This is a genomic window from Streptomyces sp. NPDC001889, from assembly GCF_053594535.1.
Window position 1 is genome coordinate 186,841 of sequence record NZ_JBSFER010000013.1, and the last position, 20,257, is coordinate 207,097.

Genomic DNA, 20,257 nt, shown 5'->3' on the forward strand with positions numbered 1-20,257 from the left:
CCCGTACCGAATCCGGGGTCCTGCCGCGGCGGGGCCGGTCAGTCGTCGGCGCCGGCCTCCAGATCGCCCTCGGTCTCCAGATAGACCTGCCGCAGCGCTTCGAGCACCGCCGGGTCGGGCTTGGCCCACATCCCCCGCGACTCCGCCTCCAGGAGCCGTTCGGCGATGCCGTGCAGGGCCCAGGGATTCGCCTCCTGGAGGAAGGCCCGGTTCTCCGGGTCCAGGACGTAGGTCTGGGTGAGCTTGTCGTACATCCAGTCCGCGATCACGCCGGTCGTGGCGTCGTAGCCGAAGAGGTAGTCCACGGTCGCGGCCAGCTCGAAGGCGCCCTTGTAGCCGTGGCGGCGCATCGCCTCGATCCACTTGGGGTTGACCACCCGGGCCCGGAAGACCCGGGAGGTCTCCTCCACCAGGGTGCGGGTGCGGACCGTCTCCGGGCGGGTGGAGTCGCCGATGTACGCCTCCGGGGCGGTGCCCCGCAGCGCGCGCACCGTGGCGACCATGCCCCCGTGGTACTGGAAGTAGTCGTCCGAGTCCGCGATGTCGTGCTCGCGGGTGTCCGTGTTCTTGGCGGCCACCGCGATGCGCTTGTACGCGGTCTCCATCTCGCTCCGCGCGGGCCTGCCGTCCAGCTCACGGCCGTACGCGTAGCCGCCCCACACCGTGTACACCTCCGCCAGATCGGCGTCGGTGCGCCAGTCGCGGGAGTCGATGAGCTGGAGCAGCCCCGCGCCGTAGGTGCCGGGGCGGGAGCCGAAGATACGGGTGGTGGCGCGCCGCTCGTCGCCGTGCTCGGCCAGGTCGGCCCGGGTGTGGGCGCGGACGTAGTTGGACTCGGCGGGCTCCTCCAGACGGGCGGCCAGCCGTACGGCGTCGTCCAGCAGCCCGATGGTGTGCGGGAAGGCGTCCCGGAAGAAGCCGGAGATCCGCAGGGTGACATCGACCCGGGGGCGGCCCAGCTCGGCGAGCGGGACGGCCTCCAGACCGGTGACCCGGCGGGAGGCGTCGTCCCAGACCGGGCGGACGCCCAGCAGGGCGAGCGCCTCGGCGACGTCATCGCCGGCCGTGCGCATCGCGCTCGTGCCCCACAGGGAGAGGCCGACGGAGGTGGGCCACTCCCCGTTGTCGGTGCGGTAGCGCTCCAGGAGGGAGTCCGCCAGCGCCTGGCCGGTCTCCCAGGCGAGCCGGGAGGGGACGGCCTTGGGGTCGACGGAGTAGAAGTTGCGGCCGGTCGGCAGGACGTTGACCAGACCGCGCAACGGGGAGCCGGAGGGGCCGGCCGGGACGAAGCCCCCGTTGAGGGCGTGGACGGTGTGGTCCAGCTCGGCGGTGGTGGCGGCGAGGCGCGGCACGACCTCGCGGGCCGCGAAGAGGAGGATGTCGCGGATCTCCCCGCTCTGGTCCGCCGGGACGGCGGCGGGGTCCCAGCCCGCGTCGTCCATCGCCTGGACCAGGGCGCGGGCCCGCTCCTCCGCCTCGTCGGCGGTGGTGCGGGTGGCGGCCGACTCGTCGAGGCCCAGCGCCTCGCGCAGGCCCCGCAGCGCCGTCGTGCCGCCCCAGATCTGGCGGGCGCGCAGGATCGCGAGAACGAGGTTGACCCGGTCGGCGCCGGCGGGCGCCGCGCCCAGGACGTGCAGGCCGTCGCGGATCTGGGCGTCCTTGATCTCGCAGAGCCAGCCGTCGACGTGGAGCAGGAAGTCGTCGAAGCCGTCGTCCTCGGGCCGGTCCTCCAGACCCAGGTCGTGGTCGAGCTTCGCGGCCTGGATCAGGGTCCAGATCTGGGCGCGGATAGCGGGGAGCTTCGCCGGGTCCATGGCGGAGATCTGGGCGTACTCGTCCAGCAGCTGTTCCAGCCGGGCGATGTCGCCGTAGGAGTCCGCCCGCGCCATCGGCGGCACCAGGTGGTCGATGAGGGTGGCGTGAACCCGGCGCTTGGCCTGGGTGCCCTCGCCGGGGTCGTTGACGAGGAAGGGGTAGACCAGCGGGAGGTCGCCGAGCGCGGCGTCGGGGCCGCAGGCGGCGGAGAGGCCGGCGTTCTTGCCGGGCAGCCACTCCAGGTTGCCGTGCTTGCCGAGGTGGATCATCGCGTCGGCGCCGAAGCCGCCGTCCGCGCGGCCGGCGGCTATCCAGCGGTAGGCGGCGAGGTAGTGGTGCGAGGGCGGCAGATCGGGGTCGTGGTAGATCGCGATCGGGTTCTCGCCGAAGCCGCGCGGCGGCTGGATGAGGATGAGCAGATTGCCCCGGCGCAGGGCCGCGAGGACGATGTCGCCCTCGGGGTTGGCGCCGCGGTCGACGAACATCTCGCCGGGCGGCGGGCCCCAGTGCTCCTCGACCTGTTCGCGCAGGGCGGCCGGCAGGCCCGCGTACCAGCGCCGGTAGTCGGCGGCGGGGATGCGGACGGGGTTGCGGGCGAGCTGCTCGTCGGTGAGCCACTCCCGGTCGTGGCCGCCCGCCTCGATCAGGGCCCGGATCAGCTCGTCGCCGTCGCCGGAGACCAGTCCCGGAATCTCCTCCTCCGGCCCGAAGTCGTACCCCTCGGCGCGCAGCCGGCGCAGCAGGGCGACGGCGCTGGCGGGGGTGTCGAGACCGACGGCGTTGCCGATGCGGGAGTGCTTGGTCGGGTACGCGGAGAGCACCAGCGCGATCCGCTTCTCCCCGGCGGGGATGTGGCGCAGCCGGGCGTGGCGCACGGCGATGCCCGCGACGCGGGCGGCGCGCTCGGGGTCGGCGACATAGGCGGGCAGCCCGTCCTCGTCGATCTCCTTGAAGGAGAACGGGACGGTGATCAGCCGGCCGTCGAACTCGGGGACGGCGATCTGGCTGGCGGCGTCCAGCGGGGAGACGCCCTCGTCGTTCTCCTCCCAGGCGGTGCGCGAGCCGGTCAGGCAGAGCGCCTGGAGGATGGGGACGTCGAGGCCGGTGAGGGCGCCCGCGTCCCAGGACTCGTCGTCGCCGCCCGCCGACGCCTCGGCCGGGCGGGTGCCGCCGGCCGCGAGCACGGTGGTGACGATCGCGTCGACCGGGCGCAGGGCCTCGATCAGCTCGGGCTCGGGGGCCCGCAGGGAGGCGACGTACAGCGGCAGGGCGCGCGCGCCCGCGTCCTCGACGGCCGAGCAGAGGGCGTCGATGAAGGCGGTGTTCCCGCTCATGTGGTGGGCGCGGTAGTAGAGGACGGCGACCGTGGGGGCGCCGTCCCCGCCCTGCCGGGCGGTGCGCTCCAGGGGGCCCCAGGTGGGGGCGGGGGCAGGGGGCTCGAAGCCGTGGCCGGTGAGGAGCACGGTGTCGGAGAGGAAGCGGGCGAGCTGTTCCAGGTTGGCCGGGCCGCCGTGGGCGAGATAGGCGTGTGCCTCGGCGGCGAGGCCGACGGGGACCGTGGACGCCTCCATCAACTGGGCGTCGGGGGCCTGCTCACCGGTGAGGACGACCACCGGGAGGCCGCTGGCGAGGAGCTGGTCGAGCCCGTCCTGCCAGGCGCGTATCCCGCCGAGCAGGCGCACGACGACCAGGCCCGCGCCGTCGAGCAGCGCGGGGAGGTCCTCCAGGGGGAGCCGGGAGGGGTTGGCGAAACGGTACGGCACCGGGCCGGCGGCGGCCCGGGCGCTGAGCAGATCGGTGTCGGACGTCGACAGGAGGAGGATCTCGGGGGCGTACGGGGCGGGGGTGGGCTCCCCGGTCCCCCCGGCGGACTGATGCATGCGGCGTCTGGCCTTCCTCGGGGTTTCCGCGCCCCGGGCGGTGTCGGACGGCGGGAGTTCCTGACTCGCCCGACCTGGTGGGCCGGGCTCACAGTGGCGGGACCGCGCCGGAATCGCACCGGGCTTCCTCCCCTGTCGCCGTCGCCGGCGATGACGGACCGGGTGATCCGCTCCTCCGTATCGTAAGGGTCACGCATTCCGTGTGGGACATACGATTTGCGTGATTATCGGTATGCTCGCGGCCATGTCGACGGCCCCCGCCCCCCAACGGGGCCCCCTGGAACGCACCGCCCGGGAGGGCGGCGACGCCTGCCCGGGCGCCCTGCGGCTGCACCCGGCGGACGACGGGGCGCTCGCCCGTGTCCGGGTGCCCGGGGGCGTCCTGACGGACCGGCAGGCGGACGCGCTGGGCGAGGCGGCCTCCCGGCTCGGCGACGGAGTGCTGCATCTCACGTCCCGGGGGAATGTGCAGCTGCGCGGAGTCGGAGAGGGGTGCGGGCGCGAACTCGCCGCGCTGCTCGACGCCGCCGGGCTGCTGCCCTCGTTCGCGCACGAGCGGGTGCGCAATGTCGTCGCCTCCCCGTTGTCGGGGCTGGACGGGCGGGGCGCGGCCGATGTGCGGCCCTGGCTGACGGAGCTGGACGCGCTGCTGTGCGCGAGCGGCGCGGCGCGCGGGCTGTCGGGGCGGTTCCTGTTCGCGCTGGACGACGGGCGCGGGGATGTGGCGGCGCTCGGCGCCGATGTGACGCTCACGGCGGTGGCCGGGGGCGGGGCGCTGCTGCGCCTGGGGGCGGGGGGCCTCGCGGACGGGGTGCTGCGGCTGCCGGGCGGCGCGGCGGCCCGGGGCGCGCTGCTGGCGGCGGAGTCCTTCCTCGACGCGGCGCGGGGCGCGGCGTGGCGGATGAGCGACCTCCCGGGGCCGGTGGGGGAGCTGGCGGCCGAGGTGGGGAGGCGGCTGGCGGCGGAGGGCGTGGAGGCGGTACGGGAACGGGGCGCGGCTCCCGGGGGCGGCGGGGGGCCCGCGCCCGGGGTGGTCCCGGGCGCGGTGGACGGGCGGGCAGCGCTGTCGGTGCTCGCCCCGTTGGGCCGGATCAGTGCCGCGCAGTGGGAGCTGCTGGCCGGGTGCGCCCGCGCGGACGGCTCCGGGGAGCTGCGGCTGACGCCGTGGCGCGGGGTGGTCGTCCCCGGGGTCGCCGGGGGCCGGGCGCCCGGGCGCCTCGCGGACCTGGCGGCGTCCGGCCTGGTCACCGACCCCGCCTCGCCCTGGGTGGGGGTGGGGGCCTGCATCGGGCGGCCCGGGTGCGCGAAGTCGCTGGCGGATGTGCGGGGGGACGCGGGGGAGGCGGTGGCGGCGGTGGAGGCGGTGCGGGGGCCGGCCGGGGGCGGGCTGCCCGTGTACTGGTCGGGCTGCGAGCGGCGCTGTGGGCGGCCGGCCGCGGATCACGTGGATGTGGTGGCGGGGGTGGGGGGTTATCGGGTGGGGGTCAGGGGGGTGGCGGCCGCGGTGGGGCGGCGCGATCTCCCCACGGCCGTGGAAAGGGCCCGCGCCACGGCCCCCTGATCCCCACGCCCGTACCGGCCGGCCCCTCGGGGGCTCGCACCGTGCGGGGTCCTGGTGGCACGGGGGCTGGCCCGCGGCTGCGGCCCGCAGGATCCGGGTCTCCCGTGGCGCGGGGTCCGTCCTCAAACGCCGGACGGGCTGACATTGCTCGGGCAGCCCGTGGCACGGGGTCCGCCCTCAAGCTCCCCCGGAGCTGCCCCCGGGAGCTGCCCCCGGACAGGCTGGGATTGCGCGGGTCTCCCGTCGCACAGGGTCCGTCCTCAAACGCCGGACGGGCTGACATTGCTCGGGCAGCCCGTGGCACGGGGTCCGTCCTCAAGCTCCCCCGGAGCTGCCCCCGGACGGGCTGGAAAACACCGGCCCGGGCCAGGCACCACACCCAGCCCCGCCGGCGATTGAGGCGCGGGGGCCCGGGGTGGTCCCCGGGCGTGAGGGGCACCCCCCTCGCGTGGCGCGCGGAAGGGACCGCCACCATGGCGGTGGCAGAAACACCCGACCCATGAGCGAGAGCGGCGAGAGCGAAGTGTTCGACTACGAGAAGGACGGCGCGTCCATCTACCGCCAGTCCTTTGCCACCATCCGCGCGGAAGCCGACCTCTCCGCCCTCCCCGCCGACATCAGCCAGGTCGCCGTCCGGATGATCCACGCCTGCGGGATGGTCGACCTCGTGCGCGATCTCTCCTACAGCCCGCTGGTGGTGGCCCGGGCCCGGGCCGCGCTGCGGGCCGGGGCGCCCATCCTCTGCGATGTGGCGATGGTCGCCAGCGGGGTGACCCGCAAGCGCCTGCCCGCCGGCAACGACGTGGTCTGCACCCTCTCCGACCCCTCCGTCCCCGCCCTCGCCGCCGAGTTGGGCACGACCCGCAGCGCCGCCGCCCTGGAGCTGTGGCGCGACCGCCTCGACGGCGCGGTCGTCGCCGTCGGCAACGCCCCCACCGCCCTCTTCCGCCTCCTGGAGATGATCGCCGAAGGCGCCCCTCGCCCGGCCGCCGTCATCGGCGTCCCCGTAGGCTTCATCGGCGCCGCCGAGTCCAAGGACGCCCTCGCCGGGCACCCGCTCGGCCTCGACCACCTGGTCGTCCGGGGGCGGCGCGGTGGCAGCGCCATGGCGGCCGCCGCCCTGAACGCGATCGCGAGCGAGGAAGAATGAGCGGCACCACCCCCGGCCGGCTGTACGGAGTCGGACTCGGCCCCGGCGACCCGTCGCTGATGACCCTGCGCGCCGTGGAGATCATCGCCGCGGCCGATGTGATCGCGTACCACAGCGCCCGGCACGGGCGCTCCATCGCCCGCTCCATCGCCGAGCGCCACATCCGCGCCGACCACATCGAGGAGGCGCTGGTCTACCCGGTCACCACCGAGACCACCGACCACCCGGGCGGCTACCGGGGCGCGATGGAGGAGTTCTACACCGAGGCCGCGGCCCGGCTCGCCGTCCATCTCGACGCGGGCCGCACGGTCGCGGTGCTCGCGGAGGGCGACCCGCTCTTCTACGGCTCGTACATGCATATGCACAAGCGGCTCGCCGGCCGCTACGACACCGAGGTCGTCCCGGGTGTCACCTCGGTGAGCGCGGCGGCGGCCCGGCTCGGGGCCCCGCTCGCGGAGGCCGGGGAGGTGCTGACGATCCTCCCGGGCACGCTGCCCGAGGAGGAGCTGACGGCCCGGCTGGCCGCCACCGACTCGGCGGTCGTGATGAAGCTGGGGCGCACGTTCCCGAAGGTGCGCCGGGCGCTGGAGCGCGCGGGCCGGCTCGACGACGCCCGTTACGTGGAGCGCGCGACCATGGCCGGGGAGCGCACCGCCGAGCTGGCCGGGGTGGACCCGGACTCGGTCCCGTACTTCTCGGTGGCCGTGCTGCCGAGCCGGGTGGACGCCGCGCCTCCGGTACGGGAGCGGGGCGAGGTCGTCGTCGTCGGCACCGGTCCCGCCGGGCCGCTGTGGCTGACCCCGCAGTCGCGGGGCGCGCTCGCCGGGGCCGACGACCTGGTGGGCTACACGACCTATCTGGACCGGGTGCCGGAGCGGAGCGGCCAGCGGCGGCACGGCTCGGACAACAAGGTCGAGGCGGAGCGCGCCGAGTTCGCGCTCGATCTGGCGCGGCGCGGCCGGCGGGTGGCGGTGGTGTCCGGCGGGGACCCGGGGGTCTTCGCGATGGCGACGGCGGTGCTGGAGGCCGCGGCCCGGCCGGAGTACGCCGAGGTGCCGGTGCGGGTGCTGCCCGGGGTGACCGCGGCGAACGCCGCCGCCGCCGCAGCGGGCGCCCCTCTCGGCCACGACTACGCCACGATCTCGCTCTCCGACCGGCTCAAGCCGTGGGAGGTCATCGCCGGACGGCTGCGCGCCGCCGCGGCGGCGGACCTGGTCCTGGCCCTGTACAACCCGGGCTCGCGCAGCCGGAACTGGCAGGTGGGCAAGGCCCGCGAGCTGCTGCTGGAGTTCCGGTCACCGGACACCCCGGTGGTGGTCGGGCGCGATGTCGGCGGCCCGGAGGAGAGCGTGCGGACGGTGCCGCTGGGCGAGCTGGACCCGGCCGAGGTGGATATGCGGACCATCCTGCTGATCGGGTCGTCGCAGACCCGGACCGCGCGGCGCGGCGACGGCGACGGCGAGCGGATCGTCTGGACGCCCAGGCGGTACCCGGAGAAGTGACCGGGGTCCGCCGTTCACCCGGCCAGGTGCGCCAGGACCCAGCGGGCCGCCCCCTCGGGGTCCGGCACCACGGGGACCCCGGCCGGGACGGGCGGGCGGCGGACGACGACCACCGGCATCCCCGCCTCCCGGGCGGCGGTGAGCTTGGGCGCGGTGGCCGCTCCCCCGCTGTCCTTGGTCACCAGCACGTCCGGGCGGTGCCGGGCGAGCAGCTCGCGCTCCCCCTCCAGGGTGAACGGACCCCGGTCGAGCAGCACCTCCATCCGCGCCGGACGCGGCCCTTCCGGAGGGTCGACGGAGCGTACGAGGAACCAGAGGCCGTCGCAGCCCGCGAAGGCCCCGAGCCCCATGCGCCCGGTGGTCAGAAAGACCCGCCGCCCGAGGGCGGGAAGCAGGCCGGCGGCCTCCTCCAGGGAGTCCGCGAGATGCCAGAGCCCGCCGGATGAGGCCCCCGCCGTCCCGCCGTCCGCGCTCCCACCGGCGGTTTCGTCGGGGACCCAGCCGGGCCGCCGCAGCGCGAGCAGGGGAACATGGGCGATGGCGGCGGCCTCGGCCGCGTGGAAACCGATGGTGCGGGCGAAGGGATGGGTGGCGTCGATGAGGAGCTGTACGCCGTGCTCCCGCAGCCATTCCGCGAGCCCTCCCACTCCCCCGAAACCGCCGATCCGGACCTCGCCCACCGGCAGCCGGGGGGTGGCCACGCGGCCCGCCAGCGAGCTGGTGACGCGGAGCCCCGGGGTGCCGTGGAGCAGCCCGGCCAGCCGGCGGGCCTCGGTGGTCCCGCCGAGTATCAGTACGTGCACGGAGTACGGACCCCTTCATGAGTGAGGCGCGGGACGGCGGGACGGACGGCGCCGGGGCGGCGGAGGGCGGACGGAGTGCTCAACTCAAGCACACCGGGCTGCGGCCCGGGTGGACGACCGGCGCCTGCGCGACGGCGGCGGCCACGGCCGCGTACACCGCGCTGCTGACCGGGAGCTTCCCCGACCCGGTGACGATCACCCTGCCCAAGGGGCAGACCCCGGCCTTCGCGCTGGCGGTGGAGGAGCTGACGCCCGGCGGACGGGCCATGGCGGGGGTCGTCAAGGACGCGGGGGACGATCCGGACGTCACCCACGGCGCGCTGGTGCGCGCGACGGTACGGGCGCTGCCGCCGGGCTCCGGGGTGGTGTTCCGGGCCGGCGCGGGGGTGGGGACGGTCACCAAGCCGGGGCTGCCGCTGGAGGTCGGGGAACCCGCGATCAACCCGGTGCCCCGGCAGCTGATGCGGGAGCACATCGCCCGGGTCGCGGAGCGGCACCGCGCGGGCGGCGATGTGGAGATCACGGTCTCCGTCGACCACGGCGAGGAGATCGCCCGCTCGACCTGGAACCCCCGGCTGGGCATCCTGGGCGGGCTGTCGATCCTGGGGACGACCGGGGTGGTCGTGCCGTACTCCTGCTCGGCGTGGATCGACTCGATCCGGCGCGGCGTCGATGTGGCGCTGGCGGCCGGACACACCCATGTGGCGGCGTGCACCGGGTCGACCTCGGAGAGGACGGTGGTGGGCGAGTACGGGCTGCCGGAGGACGCCCTGCTGGACATGGGGGACTTCGCGGGCGCGGTGCTCAAGTACGTACGCCGTCATCCGGTGCCCCGGCTCACGGTCTGCGGGGGCTTCGCCAAGCTGTCGAAGCTGGCCGCCGGACACCTGGATCTGCACTCCGCCCGCTCCCAGGTCGACAAGGGGTTTCTGGCGGCCCTGGCCCGGCGCGGCGGGGCGGGCCCCGGGCTGGCGGCGGAGATCGCCGCCGCGAACACCGGGCTCGCGGCGCTCCGGCTCTGCGCGGACGCGGGGGTTCCGCTCGGTGATCTGGTGGCGCTGGCGGCGCGGGACGAGGCGCTGGGGGTGTTGCGCGGGGCGCCGGTGGTGGTGGATGTGATCTGTGTGGACCGGGCGGGGGTGGTGGTGGGGCGCAGCGCCCCCAAGGGGTGAGCCTCCCCCTTGCCCGGGGCCCGTCGCCCCGGGCACTTGAGGACGACCCCCGCCCCCGCGCCACGGGCAACCCGCGCAAACCCAGCCCGTCCGGGGGCACCTCCCAGACAGGCTGGAGTGGTGCGGCACCGGCGCCCGAGGAGCCGGGGGTGGCGTCAGCAGGTGTGGCGGGGGCGTTCCGGGGAGTACAGGTGGCTGTCGCGGAACCCCTCGGCCCCCAGCGTGCGGCCGACGATGATGACCGCGGTCCTGATGACCCCCGCCTCCCTCACCTGCCCGGCGATGTCGTCGAGCGTCCCGCGCAGAATCAGTTCGTCGGGGCGGCTGGCGAAGGCGACCACGGCGGCCGGGCAGTCCGCGCCGTAGTGGGGCAGCAGCTCGTCCACGACCCGGTCGGCGTAACGCGCGGCCAGGTGGAGCACGATCAGGGCGCCGCTGCGGCCCAGGGTGGCGAGATCCTCGCCGTCGGGCATCGCCGTGGCGCGGTGGGCGATCCGGGTGAGGATGACCGTCTGGCCGACGGTGGGCACGGTCAGCTCCCGCTTGAGGGCAGCGGCGGCGGCGGCGAAGGCGGGCACGCCGGGCACCACCTCGTACGGCACCCCGGCCGCGTCGAGCCGGCGCATCTGTTCGGCGACGGCGCTGAAGACGGACGGGTCGCCGGAGTGCAGCCGGGCCACGTCGAGGCCGGCCTCGTGGGCGCGGACCAGTTCGGCGGTGATCTCGTCGAGGGTGAGGTGGGCGGTGTCCACGAGACGGGCGTCCGGCGGGCACTCGTCGAGCAGTTCGCGCGGGACCAGGCTGCCGGCGTACAGACAGACCCGGCAGGCGGCGAGCGTCCGGGCGCCCCGGACGGTGATCAGGTCGGCGGCGCCGGGGCCCGCCCCGATGAAGTACACGGTCATCTGTCGTCTCCTGCGTCCGTTGGTGCGTGCCCGGGGGCCTTCACGACCGCCCACTGGGTGACCGGCATCGCCTGCCGCCAGCCGGTGAAACCGCCGACGGGCACCGCGTGCGCCACCGCGAGCCGCACCAGTTCGCCCCCGTACCGGCGGTAGCGGTCCGCGAGCAGCGCCTCGGACTCCAGCGTCACGGTGTTGGCGACCAGGCGTCCCCCGGGCGGCAGCGCCTCCCAGCAGGTGTCGAGGAGCCCGGGGGCGGTGAGGCCGCCGCCGATGAAGACCGCGTCGGGGACGGGCAGCCCGGCCGTCGCGGCGGGGGCCGCGCCGGTGACGACGCGCAGGCCGGGGACGCCGAGCCGGTCGGCGTTGGCGGTGATGCGGGCGGCGCGCGCCGGGTCGCGCTCGACCGAGACGGCCCGGCAGGAGGGGTGCGTACGCATCCACTCGACCGCGATGGACCCCGAGCCGCCGCCGATGTCCCACAGCAGTTCGCCGGGGGCGGGCGCGAGCGCGCCGAGGGTCGCGGCGCGGACATGGCGCTTGGTGAGCTGGCCGTCGTGGGCGAAGGCCGCGTCGGGCAGCCCCGGCACGGCACCCAGCCGCAGGGCGTCCGGGGCCCGGCGGCACTCCACGGCGACGAGGTTGAGCGGGTCCCCCGGCGGGTGCGGCCACTCCTCGGCGGTGCCCTCGCTGATACGTTCCGCCGGGCCGCCGAGCTGCTCCAGCACCCGCATCCGGCTGGGCCCGAAGCCGTCCGACACCAGCCGGGCCGCGACCAGCGCCGGGGTGTCGGCGCCCGCGCTGAGCACCAGCAGCCGGCGGCCGTCGTGCAGGGCCGCCGCCAGCCGGGCGGCGGGGCGGCCGACGAGCGAGACGGTGGTGGTCTCCTCCAGCGGCCAGCCCAGCCGGGCGGCGGCCAGCGAGACGGACGAGGGATGCGGCAGCACGCGCAGGGCCCCGGGGCCGAGGATCTCGCTCAGCGCGCGGCCGATGCCGTGGTGCATGGGGTCGCCACTGGCCAGGACGGCGATCCCGCGGCCGGCGTGCGCGGCGAGCAGCGCGGGCACGGCGGGGCGCAGGGGCGAGGGCCAGGGGACCCGTTCGCCCGCGCAGCCGGCGGGGAGCAGGGCGAGCTGGCGCGCGCCCCCGATCAGCACCTGCGCCCCGGTGAGCGCCGCGCGGGAGGCGTCGGGGAGGCCGGCCCATCCGTCGGCTCCGATGCCGACCACAGTGACGGCCGGTGCGGCGGGAGGTGCGGGGGTCACGGCCTGGTACCTCGGTGGTTGTGCTCGGGGCGCGGAGAGGGGACGGAGGCGCACTTTACTTGGCCGCGCGCCCCCCGGCGCCCGGCAGGTCCGCCCCCGGCGCCCGGCAGGCCCGCTCCCCCGCGCCCCGCCGGGTCCGTCCGTCCCGGCCCGCCGGAACCGGCCGTCCGCGACCCCCGCGACCCCGCGCGGCGGAGGGAAACTCGTCCGATGGAGAGTTCCGTCGCCGGAGACGGGAACTGGGACGGGGGTCCGCTCGTTGGCTCGGTTGGGCACAGCAAACGTCAAGAAAGGCGCGGCCCGCGCCGGATTGCGCAGGGGATTTCCATGGGTGTCAGCCTGTCCAAGGGCGGCAATGTCTCGCTCAGCAAGGAGGCCCCGGGCCTGTCTGCGGTTGTCGTGGGCCTGGGCTGGGATGTACGCAGCACCACCGGCACCGACTTCGACCTGGACGCCAGCGCCCTGCTGGTGGACGGCAGCGGCAAGGTGCTCTCCGACCAGCACTTCATCTTCTTCAACAACCTGAAGAGCCCCGACGGCTCCGTCGAGCACACCGGTGACAACCTCACCGGTGAGGGCGAGGGCGACGACGAGCAGATCAAGGTCAACCTCGCGGGCGTGCCCGCCGAGGCGCAGAAGATCGTCTTCCCCGTCTCGATCCACGAGGGCGAGAGCCGCGGCCAGTCCTTCGGCCAGGTCCGCAACGCGTTCATCCGCGTGGTCAACCAGGCCGACAACAACGAGCTGGCCCGCTACGACCTGAGCGAGGACGCCTCGACCGAGACCGCCATGGTCTTCGGCGAGCTGTACCGCAACGGCGCGGAGTGGAAGTTCCGCGCCGTCGGCCAGGGGTACGCCTCGGGCCTGCGCGGCATCGCGCAGGACTTCGGCGTCAACATCTGAGCCGGCACGATCGAGCGATGACGCCGCCCGGTGCCCGGCGCGCAGGCCCTTGCGCTCCGGGCACCGGCGGCTGTTCCGTGGGTACGGCGGGGCCTGAAGGCCCCGCCGTACCCACAGGCGTACACGGAGCCGAGCGGGACCGGAGCAGGGGCACCCGTGGGACCGGAGCGGTCCGGGGAGCCCGGGGAGAAGGCTGACCATGGCGACGACCGAACCCTTCGCGGACGCGGCCGACGCGGCCAGCGCGGCCGACGCGCCGGGCGCCCCCGCCCCCGGCACCCCGGCGGCCGGCACCTCCGGCCCCCCGGCCGTCGACACCCCGGCGCACGCGCTGCCGCCCGGTGTGGAGCGGCTCTGGTCCGGCCGGGTCCCCGGCCTCGCGGCCGCCGCCCTCGCCGACCGCCGGCTGCTCGACGCGGAGGAGTCGGCGCGGCTCGACGCCTTCCGCCGCCCCGTCGACCGGGACGCCTACGCGGTCGCCCATGTGACCCTCCGGCGGCTGCTCGGCGAGCGGCTCGGGCGCTCCCCCGAGTCGGTCGAGCTGGCCCGGCGGCCGTGCAGCCAGTGCGGCGGTCCGCACGGCAGGCCCGTGGTCCCCGGTGACCCGGTGCACTTCTCGCTCTCCCACACCGAGGGCATGGTGGTGATCGCGCTGGCCCCGGCCCCGGTCGGTGTGGACACGGAGACCCTGCCCGCCCCCGGCACGGTCGCCGAGATCATGGACCAGCTCCACCCGAGGGAGCACTCGGAGCTGGCCGCGCTCCCCGCCGCCGAGCGGCCGCTGGCCTTCGCCCGCTGCTGGACCCGGAAGGAGGCCGTGCTGAAGGCCTCGGGGGTCGGGCTGAACGAACGGCTGTCGCGGACCTATGTCGGCGCGGGACCCCGTCCGGCCACCGACACCGGCTGGCTGCTCACCGACGTACCGACCGACCCCGGCTGGGCGGCGGCCGTCGCCGTGCGCGCGCCCGGCTGACACCCCGTACCGCCGCCACTGCTCCCGTGTCCCGGGTATCCCCGGGGCCGCCGAACTGGAGAGCGACACCATGGAGTTCGTTGTCTTCGCGACCCTTCCGGGACTGGTGATCCTGCTGCTGGTCATCGCCTTCACCGACCAGGTGATGCGGGCCACCGGCCGGGGCAGACGGCGGGGCCAGGTCTCCGCGACCGGGTTCGAGCAGCTGCACGCCACCTTCTCGGCGGGGAAACAGAACGAGCTGCGCGAGCGGCAGAGCGCCCTGCTGCTGAAGGACGACGAGGAGGACGGCGCCCCGCCGCACCGCTCCACCGTCGACCTCGACGGCGGGCGCGCGGTGGTCCGGCTGCCGAGGGCCCCGGGAACTCCCTGACCCGGAGCCGCTCCGGTCAGGCGGGGCGGGTCGCCTTCAGCGAGTACATCTGCGGCACCCGGGGCAGCCCCTGGGGGCGGCGGTAGTAGCCGTCGGCGTCCCTGACGAAGTTCTCGAAGCGCGGGAAGAGCGAGACCTCGCGCTCGTGCAGGAACTCCAGGCGCAGTCCGGCGGCGCAGAGCGCGGAGACCACCTCGCCGAGCGGATGCTGCCACTCGACGGTCCGGGCGCTGACCAGTTCGTCACCGGTCCCGGTGTAGGTCCCGGGGGTCTCCTCCACCCACGCGTCGCGGGAGAAGTAGTCGTGGACGATCCGCGAGCCGGTCTCGTCGTCGAGGGTGTCGGTGATCGGATGGAACTCGGCGAGATACAGGAACCCGCCGGGCGCGACGAGCGCGGCGGCGGTCTCGGCCCAGCGGCGGATGTCGGGAAGCCAGCAGAGGGCACCGCTGCCGGTGTAGACGATGTCGTACGCGTCGTCGGGTACGGCCGCCACCGCGTCGTACACATCGGCGGCGACGAACGCCGCGCGGTCCGGCCCCATCCCGAGGTCGGCGGCCAGCCCGCGCGCCGCCTCGACAGCGGGCTCCGAGAAGTCGAGACCGACGACCCGAGCCGCCCCGCGCCGGGCCCAGGAGAGGGTGTCCTGGCCGAAGTGGCACTGGAGGTGGAGCAGCGTCCGCCCGGTGACGTCGCCGACCTCCGCTATCTCGAAGTCGCGGAGCGCCTCCTTGCCCGCGCGGAAGGCGTCCAGTTCGTAGAAGTCGCTGGCCAGGTGGATGGGGACGCGCTCGTTCCAGTTGGCACGGTTGGCCTCTCGCCAGTCGGTGGGGATCTTCATACGGCCGACGTTATCCACAGGCCGGGGACGGTGCGAGCGAATTGTCCGGGGCGCGGCGCAGAATGGGGTCATGACTGAGATCACCGACTCGATGCCCGACTGGGAGAAGCGCTTCCGGGCGCCCCGTGTCTCCCTGCCCGACTGGGCGGTGGATGCCCCCGACCGCTCGCTCTTCGTGTCCAATGCCACCGGCACCCACGAGCTGTACGCGTGGGACCGGACGACCGGCGCGCAGCGCCAGGTCACGGACCGGGCGAACGGGACGACGGACGGGCTGCTGTCGCCGGACGGCGCCTCGGTGTGGTGGTTCTCCGACAGCGACGGCGACGAGTTCGGCATATGGCTCCGGCAGCCCTTCGGCGGCGGTGAGGATGTGCCGGCCGCGCCCGGTCTGGCCCCGTCGTACTCGGCTGGGCTGGCCATCGGGCGCCACGGGGCCTCGGTGATCGGGCGGTCCACGGATGAGGACGGCACCACGGTCCATGTGGTGCGGGAGGGAGCCGAGCCGGTCGAGATCTACCGGCACCGGGAGTCCGCCGGGGTCGGCGATCTCTCGCACGACGGGACACTGATCGCCCTGGAGCACACCGAGCACGGGGACGCGATGCACGCCGCGCTCCGGGTGGTGCGGCTCGACGGCAGCCCGGTGGCGGAGCTGGACGACACCAGGGGCGGCACGCGGGAGCTGGGGCTGGAGGTCCTCGGCTTCGCCCCGGTGGAGGGGGACACCCGGCTCCTGGTCGGCCACCAGCGGCGGGGCCGCTGGGAGCCGATGATCTGGGATGTGGCGACGGGCGAGGAGACCGCCCTCGCCATCGATCTGCCGGGCGATGTGAACGCCGAGTGGTATCCGGACGGGTCGGGGCTGCTGATCGCGCACAGCTTCGAGGCGCGCGGCGAGCTGTGGCGCCACGACCTCGCGACGGGCGGGCTGGAGCGGATCGACACCCCGGCCGGCTCGGTCTCCGGCGCGACCGCCCGGCCCGGTGGCGCGGTGGAGTATCTGTGGTCGTCGGCCGCGCTGCCGCCGCAGGTGCGCTCGACCTCGGGCGAGCCGGTGCTCGATCCGCCCGGGATGAGGGCCCCGGCGTCGGTGCCGGTGGAGGATGTGTGGGTGGAGGGCCCCGGCGGCCGGGTCCACGCCCTGGTGCAGCGCCCGGCGGGCGCCCCGGGACCACTGCCCACGGTCTTCGACATCCACGGCGGCCCGACCTGGCACGACAGCGACTCCTTCGCGGCGGGCCCGGCGGCCTGGATCGATCACGGCTATGCGGTGGTGCGGGTCAACTACCGGGGCTCGACGGGGTACGGCCGGGAGTGGACGGACGCCCTGAAGCACCGGGTCGGCCTGATCGAGCTGGAGGACATCGCGGCGGTCCGGGAGTGGGCGGTGACCTCCGGTCTCGCGGACCCGGAGCGGCTGATCCTGACCGGCGGCTCCTGGGGCGGCTATCTCACCCTGCTCGGGCTCGGCACCCAGCCGGAGGCCTGGGCGCTGGGCATCGCCGCCGTGCCGGTCGCCGACTACGTCACCGCCTACCACGACGAGATGGAGGCCCTCAAGGCCATGGACCGCACGCTGCTGGGCGGCACCCCGGAGCAGGTCCCCGAGCGGTTCGCGGCCTCGTCGCCGCTGACGTATGTGGACGCGGTGCGGGCGCCGGTGTACATCTCGGCGGGCGTCAACGACCCGCGCTGCCCGATCCGGCAGGTGGAGAACTATGTGGACCGGCTGGCGGCGCGCGGCGCGCCCCACGAGGTCTACCGGTACGACGCGGGACACGGCTCGCTGGTGGTGGAGGAGCGGATCAAGCAGCTCGGTATGGAGATCGCCTTCGCCTCGGCCCGGCTGGGCGGGTCAACGGGACCGGGGCGGGCCCGGGGAGAGGGGGGCGGGACACGGTAGCCCGAGCGCGTTCCGTACCGTGGAGGGGTGTACCGCTTCCTGCTGACGCCCCGGTGGTGGGGCATCAATGTCTTCGTCGTGCTGGCGATCCCCTTCTGCATCTTCATGGGGACCTGGCAGCTCGGGAAGTTCGAGGACCGGGTCGACACCCATCAGGACGCCCAGCGGGAGCCCGAGCCCGGTGAGCGGCGGCCGGCGCCGCTGGAGAAGCTGCTGCCGGTCGACACGGAGACCTCGGGCCGGCCGGCCACGGCCAGCGGCGTCTACGGCACCCAGTTCCTGGTGCCCGACCGCGATGTGGACGGGGAGCGCGGCGACTATGTGCTGACGCTGCTGAGGACCGACGGCGGCAGGACCCTTCCCGTGGTCCGGGGCTGGGTCGCCAAGGGCGGCCCGGTCCCCGCCGCGCCCACCGGCCGGGTCACCGTGACCGGCGCCCTCCAGGCATCGGAGAACGCGGGCACGGACGGGGCGCACACGGCGGGCGGGCTGCCCGCCGGCCAGCTGGGGATGATCAGTGCCGCCTCGCTGGTGAATCTGGTCCCGGACGATGTGTACGACGCCTGGATCACGCTGACGGAGGCGGACAGCGGGATGGTCGCCGTGCCGGCGGCCGTCGCGGAGGGCAGCGGGCTGGACATGAAGGCGTTCCAGAACCTGGGGTACACCGGCGAGTGGTTCGTCTTCGCGGCGTTCGTGCTGTTCATGTGGTTCCGCCTGGCCCGCCGTGAGGCGGAGGCGGCCCGGGACCGCTCACTGGGCCTGGAGCCCGAGCAGGTCTGAGCCGGTCCGGCACCCCGCCCCGGCCGTGGCCGTCCCCGCCGTCCCGACCCGGCGGACCGGGTCGGGACGGCGCGGGGAGAGCGCGAGGACGACAGGGACAGCGGGGCGGCGGAGGCCGGTGTCCGGGTCGTCTCCTTCGGAGCCTGCCGGGCTCGTGAGCCCTGGCACGCGCCTCGCCGATCCGGCCCGATCCGAGAGAGACGACCTAGCCCGCGTTCAGCAGGCCCGTCTGGTAGAGCGTGCCCGCGCAGGCGTTGGGGATCACGGCCTGGGCCGTGGGTGCTCCCGGCTCCGCGACATGGCTCACGGCGACACTGCCGTCCTGGAGCCCGCCGTCCTCGGTGATCAGCTGCGGCACGGTCTCCTCGGGCACGGTGCCTCCCCCGCCACCGGTCTCCCCGTCGGTGCCGTCCTCCGAGGGGCTGGGAGCGGGGGACTCGCCCTCGCCGCCCTCGGTGGGACAGGTCTCGCTCGGCACCCAGGCGAACCGCACCTCGTAGGCGGCACCGGAGGCGAGGGTGAGCGACTCGACCTCCAGCGACGGATCGGGCAGACCGCTCGCGGGGCCTCCCGCCGTGTGCCGGGCCAGGACCACCTTCGCGGGGTCGGCCGCGCCCAGCGTCTCCAGACCGAGCTGACCGCCGCCGACGACGCACGAGCCGTCGGAGACATTGGCGATCCGGAACACTCCGTACACCTTGCCCTCGGTGTCGGGGGCGCCCGCCTCCTGCACGGAGACGCTGAGCCGCTCGGCGTCGCAGACGGACGAGGCGGAGGCGACCCGGCCCGGCGGCTGGTCCGGCTCGTCGCCGCCGCCACCGGTGGTGGCGGCGCCGGAGCTGTACTCGTCGGGCCGGTCGTCCGGGCCCTTGCTGGCCTCGCCCTTCTCCCGGTCCTTCGGCCTGCCCGAAGCCCCGCTGGTGGGGCCGCCGGTCGAACCGGTCTTCTGCCGGTCCTTCGCGGTCTCGCTGCCGGGGTCGCCGAGGGGGTCGGGGTTGTGCCCGATGCTGACGGAGCCGGTCCGGTCGCCGTTGCCGGAGCCCGCGACATGGACGAAGGCGGGGATCGCGGTGCCGATCAGCAGCGCGGCGGCGGCCATGCCGACCATGCCCTGCCGCTTGCGGGCCCGCCGCGCGGGCACGGCCCTGCGCAGGTGGTCGAGGGCGCCGTCCGAGGGTTCGAGGTCGCCGACCGCGCCCTGGAGGAGCCGGCGCAGCTCCGCCTCGCCCCCCGGTCCGGCCGTCCTGCCGAGGCCCGCGGCCCCCGGGATCTCCGCCGCTCCGGGGGTGATCCCGGTGTCCCGGGTCCCGCCGGTATCCCGGGCCTCCGCCGTGTCCGACGTGTCAGCGGTCTCTCCGGTATCACCGGTCTCCCCGGTCCCCGCCGCCGCGGCGGGTGCGGTCCCGGAGGTCCCGGAGGTGCCGGAGGTGCCGGAGGTGCCGGAGGCGGCCCCCGAGGGGCCGGAGGCGTCGGAGGCACCGGGAGTCCCCGTGCTGTGATCGCGTCGATCGTCGCGACCGCTGTCCGGCCCGTTGTTCACAATTCCGTTCCCAGTCCGGTCGTCGAACGGTCCGTCCGGTCCTTGCTGATCAGGGTTCTGGCGGTCCCCGCTCATGTGGCCGCCTCCATGACGACCCGCAGCGCCGCTATGCCCCGGGAGCCGTACGCCTTCACCGAGCCGAGCGATATGCCGAGCGTCTCGGCGACCTGGGCCTCGGTCATATCGGCGAAGTACCGCAGCACGAGCACCTCGCGCTGCCGCCGCTGGAGTCCGCGCATCGCCTTGATCAGGGCGTCCCGCTCCAACTGGTCGTAGGCGCCCTCCTCGGCGCTCGCCATGTCGGGCATGGGCTTGGAGAGCAGCTTGAGGCCGAGGATGCGGCGGCGCAGCGCTGACCGGGAGAGGTTGACGACGGTCTGCCGCAGATAGGCGAGGGTCTTCTCCGGGTCGCGGACCCGCTTGCGCGCGGAGTGGACGCGGATGAACGCCTCCTGCACCACGTCCTCGCAGGAGGCGGTGTCGTCGAGGAGGAGTGCCGCGAGGCCGAGCAGCGAGCGGTAGTGGGCGCGGTAGGTCTCGGTGAGGTGGTCGACGGTGGTGCCCGCGGTCATCGTCGTGTCAGCGCCCTCGCGCTGGGCGGGCAGCCGGGTGGCGCCGGGCGTGGGCATGGGGGCGATCACCGGCATGCCGCCCGTCGAGCGGGGTCTGCGCCCGGGGCGCACCAGAGCGCCGGGCGCTCCCGCCGCCGGTCCGCCGCCGTCCGCCGTCGCGGTGTCCCCGCGGGCCGGGGCCGCCGCACCGCCGCGCGCCGGACCTCCGCGTACGGGAACGACTGAACCGCTCCGGAGCAGGCGCAACGGCGCGCTGCGGACCGGGGCCACTCCTGCGATATCGAGAACCTCTGCCACGCCTGTTGGACACGTTTCC

General features: G+C 75.3%; 16 protein-coding genes and 1 riboswitch. Of the genes, 9 read left to right on the forward strand and 7 right to left on the reverse strand.

Annotated elements, in window-relative coordinates; translation table 11 throughout:
- Positions 1-38: 38 nt before the first annotated feature.
- Positions 39-3,695, reverse strand: a complete 3,657-nt coding sequence (cobN, locus tag ACWCRA_RS17090; protein WP_351548033.1) for a cobaltochelatase subunit CobN — start codon at positions 3,693-3,695, stop codon at positions 39-41.
- A gap of 54 nt (positions 3,696-3,749) precedes the next feature.
- A riboswitch (cobalamin riboswitch) is annotated at positions 3,750-3,846 on the reverse strand.
- A 93-nt stretch (positions 3,847-3,939) separates the two neighbouring features.
- On the opposite strand from cobN, the gene cobG reads away from it, so the two are divergent.
- From cobG to ACWCRA_RS17105, 3 genes are all read left to right on the forward strand, one after another.
- On the forward strand, positions 3,940-5,256 hold the full coding sequence (gene cobG / locus ACWCRA_RS17095) for a precorrin-3B synthase (protein WP_451067951.1): 1,317 nt from the start codon (positions 3,940-3,942) through the stop codon (positions 5,254-5,256).
- A gap of 523 nt (positions 5,257-5,779) precedes the next feature.
- A complete protein-coding gene (locus ACWCRA_RS17100) occupies positions 5,780-6,406 on the forward strand; it encodes a precorrin-8X methylmutase (RefSeq protein ID WP_351548171.1) in 627 nt (208 codons plus the stop codon).
- Complete coding sequence (locus tag ACWCRA_RS17105) at positions 6,403-7,908, forward strand: precorrin-2 C(20)-methyltransferase (protein ID WP_351548027.1); 1,506 nt, start codon at positions 6,403-6,405, stop codon at positions 7,906-7,908. The genes ACWCRA_RS17100 and ACWCRA_RS17105 overlap by 4 nt, the downstream gene beginning before the upstream one ends.
- Positions 7,909-7,922: 14 nt before the next feature.
- Here the strand turns inward: ACWCRA_RS17105 and ACWCRA_RS17110 are convergent, their stop codons facing one another.
- Positions 7,923-8,711 (reverse strand): cobalt-precorrin-6A reductase, encoded by a 789-nt coding sequence (locus ACWCRA_RS17110; protein ID WP_451067952.1) that lies wholly within the window; start codon positions 8,709-8,711, stop codon positions 7,923-7,925.
- 17 nt (positions 8,712-8,728) lie between these two features.
- On the opposite strand from ACWCRA_RS17110, the gene ACWCRA_RS17115 reads away from it, so the two are divergent.
- Complete coding sequence (locus ACWCRA_RS17115) at positions 8,729-9,883, forward strand: cobalt-precorrin-5B (C(1))-methyltransferase (protein ID WP_351548023.1); 1,155 nt, start codon at positions 8,729-8,731, stop codon at positions 9,881-9,883.
- Between the two features lie 155 nt (positions 9,884-10,038).
- On the opposite strand, the gene cobM is transcribed toward ACWCRA_RS17115, so the two are convergent.
- On the reverse strand, positions 10,039-10,788 hold the full coding sequence (cobM, locus tag ACWCRA_RS17120) for a precorrin-4 C(11)-methyltransferase (RefSeq protein ID WP_351548020.1): 750 nt from the start codon (positions 10,786-10,788) through the stop codon (positions 10,039-10,041).
- On the reverse strand, positions 10,785-12,050 hold the full coding sequence (cbiE, locus tag ACWCRA_RS17125; RefSeq protein ID WP_351548017.1) for a precorrin-6y C5,15-methyltransferase (decarboxylating) subunit CbiE: 1,266 nt from the start codon (positions 12,048-12,050) through the stop codon (positions 10,785-10,787). The genes cobM and cbiE overlap by 4 nt, the downstream gene beginning before the upstream one ends.
- A 327-nt stretch (positions 12,051-12,377) precedes the next feature.
- Between cbiE and ACWCRA_RS17130 the strand changes: the two genes are divergently transcribed.
- From ACWCRA_RS17130 to ACWCRA_RS17140, 3 genes are all read left to right on the forward strand, one after another.
- Positions 12,378-12,953 carry a TerD family protein gene (locus tag ACWCRA_RS17130; RefSeq protein WP_351548014.1) on the forward strand — a complete coding sequence of 192 codons (576 nt, stop codon included), beginning with the start codon at positions 12,378-12,380 and terminating at the stop codon, positions 12,951-12,953.
- Positions 12,954-13,152: 199 nt separating this feature from the next.
- Positions 13,153-13,926 (forward strand): 4'-phosphopantetheinyl transferase family protein, encoded by a 774-nt coding sequence (locus ACWCRA_RS17135; RefSeq protein ID WP_451067953.1) that lies wholly within the window; start codon positions 13,153-13,155, stop codon positions 13,924-13,926.
- A 70-nt stretch (positions 13,927-13,996) separates the two neighbouring features.
- Complete coding sequence (locus ACWCRA_RS17140; protein WP_351548008.1) at positions 13,997-14,299, forward strand: DUF6191 domain-containing protein; 303 nt, start codon at positions 13,997-13,999, stop codon at positions 14,297-14,299.
- A 16-nt stretch (positions 14,300-14,315) separates the two neighbouring features.
- Here ACWCRA_RS17140 and ACWCRA_RS17145 read toward each other — a convergent pair whose 3' ends face one another.
- Entirely contained in the window at positions 14,316-15,140 is an 825-nt protein-coding gene (locus tag ACWCRA_RS17145) for a class I SAM-dependent methyltransferase (RefSeq protein WP_351548006.1), read from the reverse strand.
- A gap of 70 nt (positions 15,141-15,210) precedes the next feature.
- On the opposite strand from ACWCRA_RS17145, the gene ACWCRA_RS17150 reads away from it, so the two are divergent.
- On the forward strand, positions 15,211-17,046 hold the full coding sequence (locus tag ACWCRA_RS17150; protein ID WP_451067954.1) for a prolyl oligopeptidase family serine peptidase: 1,836 nt from the start codon (positions 15,211-15,213) through the stop codon (positions 17,044-17,046).
- A gap of 27 nt (positions 17,047-17,073) precedes the next feature.
- Positions 17,074-17,829: an SURF1 family protein gene (locus ACWCRA_RS17155; protein ID WP_351548000.1), complete on the forward strand. Its 756-nt coding sequence runs from the start codon at positions 17,074-17,076 to the stop codon at positions 17,827-17,829.
- Positions 17,830-18,034: 205 nt separating this feature from the next.
- Here ACWCRA_RS17155 and ACWCRA_RS17160 read toward each other — a convergent pair whose 3' ends face one another.
- Together ACWCRA_RS17160 and ACWCRA_RS17165 are read right to left on the reverse strand one after the other, a co-directional pair.
- Positions 18,035-19,369, reverse strand: coding sequence for a hypothetical protein (locus ACWCRA_RS17160; protein ID WP_451067955.1), 1,335 nt, complete (start codon positions 19,367-19,369; stop codon positions 18,035-18,037).
- Between the two features lie 71 nt (positions 19,370-19,440).
- Complete coding sequence (locus ACWCRA_RS17165) at positions 19,441-20,016, reverse strand: SigE family RNA polymerase sigma factor (RefSeq protein ID WP_351547994.1); 576 nt, start codon at positions 20,014-20,016, stop codon at positions 19,441-19,443.
- Positions 20,017-20,257: the final 241 nt, after the last annotated feature.

Coding starts and splice junctions, on each gene's coding strand:
- ACWCRA_RS17135 (WP_451067953.1), top strand. CDS start 13,153: ATGGCGACGACCGAACCCTTCGCGGACGCGGCCGACGCGGCCAGCGCG.
- ACWCRA_RS17150 (WP_451067954.1), top strand. CDS start 15,211: ATGACTGAGATCACCGACTCGATGCCCGACTGGGAGAAGCGCTTCCGG.
- cobN (WP_351548033.1), bottom strand. CDS start 3,695: ATGCATCAGTCCGCCGGGGGGACCGGGGAGCCCACCCCCGCCCCGTAC.
- ACWCRA_RS17140 (WP_351548008.1), top strand. CDS start 13,997: ATGGAGTTCGTTGTCTTCGCGACCCTTCCGGGACTGGTGATCCTGCTG.
- cobG (WP_451067951.1), top strand. CDS start 3,940: ATGTCGACGGCCCCCGCCCCCCAACGGGGCCCCCTGGAACGCACCGCC.
- ACWCRA_RS17165 (WP_351547994.1), bottom strand. CDS start 20,016: ATGCCGGTGATCGCCCCCATGCCCACGCCCGGCGCCACCCGGCTGCCC.
- ACWCRA_RS17145 (WP_351548006.1), bottom strand. CDS start 15,140: ATGAAGATCCCCACCGACTGGCGAGAGGCCAACCGTGCCAACTGGAAC.
- cobM (WP_351548020.1), bottom strand. CDS start 10,788: ATGACCGTGTACTTCATCGGGGCGGGCCCCGGCGCCGCCGACCTGATC.
- ACWCRA_RS17130 (WP_351548014.1), top strand. CDS start 12,378: ATGGGTGTCAGCCTGTCCAAGGGCGGCAATGTCTCGCTCAGCAAGGAG.
- ACWCRA_RS17105 (WP_351548027.1), top strand. CDS start 6,403: ATGAGCGGCACCACCCCCGGCCGGCTGTACGGAGTCGGACTCGGCCCC.
- ACWCRA_RS17115 (WP_351548023.1), top strand. CDS start 8,729: ATGAGTGAGGCGCGGGACGGCGGGACGGACGGCGCCGGGGCGGCGGAG.